The organism is Amycolatopsis sp. La24 (genome assembly GCF_029087445.1).
GTDB lineage: Bacteria > Actinomycetota > Actinomycetes > Mycobacteriales > Pseudonocardiaceae > Amycolatopsis > Amycolatopsis nivea.
In genome coordinates this window covers 1-1,269 of the sequence record NZ_JARACH010000145.1, presented here as the reverse complement: position 1 = coordinate 1,269, position 1,269 = coordinate 1, and the positions used below count along the sequence as shown (strand labels likewise).

Sequence of the window (1,269 nt, the reverse complement as noted above, 5' to 3'; positions counted from 1 at the left end):
GGGTCTGCCCAGACTTCGGTTGACACCGGGGCTGACTGTTTCTCAGGCCGCTTCTGCAGCCGTGTAGATGGTCTCAAACTCGACCGGGGTGAGCTTGCCCAGCCCCCGTTGCCGGCGCTTGCGGTGATACTTCGTCTCGATCCAGGACACGATCGCCAACCGAAGCTCCTCCCGCGTGCGCCACCAGCGGGTATCGAGAACGTTCTTCTGCAGCAACGAGAAGAACGACTCCATCGCAGCGTTATCACCACAGGCACCGACCCGGCCCATCGACCCGGTCAGCCCATGGCTGCGCAACAGGGACCGGTAGGCTCCCGACCGGAATTGAGCGCCGCGGTCGGAGTGGACCACGACATCGCGCGGGTCGCGCAGTGCGATCGCGTTGCGCAGCGCGCTGAGGGCGAGTGAGGCCCGCATGTGCGAGGCGATGGAGTATCCGACGATCTTGTTGGAGTAGCAGTCCTTGACCGCACACAAGTACAGCTTGCCCTCGCCGGTGGGATGCTCGGTGATATCGGTCAACCACTTGGTATTCGGGGCGGTGGCGGTGAAATCCCGGCGCACGAGGTCGTCGTGCACCGGCGGTCCCGCCTGACGAGTACGGCCTTTCTTCCTGGCGTGCAACGAGAAGATCTGCTGCATCGAGCAGATCCGCCACACCCGGTTCTCCGACGCGGTGAACCCCCGGCGGGCGAGTTCATCGGCGATGAACCGGTACCCGTCCGCCGGGTCGTCGGCATGGATCTCCAGCGCGGCGTTGATCAGATGCGCGTCGTCGAAGTCGCGCTGCGAGACCGGAGACGAGCACCACTGGTAGTAGGCCTGCCGGGAGATCCCCAGCACCCTGCACGTCACCGCGACCGGCACCCTGATCGGGGCGCCGGCCGCGGCCAGTTCACGGACGAGCGGGAAGGCTATTTTCCCGGCAAATTACCCTGCGCCAGGTAAGCCGCGGCCTTGCGCAGGACCTCGTTCTCCTGCTCGAGCAGCCGGTTGCGTTTACGCAACTCGCGTAGCTCGGCGGACTCCTCGCGGGTCACGCCGGGCCGGGCGCCGTCCTCGACGTCGGCGGCGCGCAGCCAGTTGGCCAGGCAGGATTCGGAGATCCCGAAGTCTTTGGCGACCTGCTTCAACGGGGTCTCGCCGCGACGGGCCACGGCGACCACGTCGTCACGGAACTCGCGGGGATAGGGCTTGGGCACGATGACATCCTTCCAGGCGAGGCCGAAGCCTCACAGGTGAGGTGTCAACCAGACCCTGGGCAGACCC

General features: G+C 66.1%; 1 protein-coding gene. It reads right to left on the bottom strand.

Annotated features, from left to right (window positions below; genetic code table 11):
- Positions 1-42: 42 nt before the first annotated feature.
- Positions 43-1,202 (bottom strand): IS3 family transposase gene (locus PUT80_RS46205; RefSeq protein WP_275295922.1). Its coding sequence is split into 2 segments (ribosomal slippage): positions 43-921 and positions 924-1,202, totalling 1,158 coding nucleotides; the frame shifts between segments, so codons are not numbered across the junction.
- Positions 1,203-1,269 lie beyond the last annotated feature (67 nt).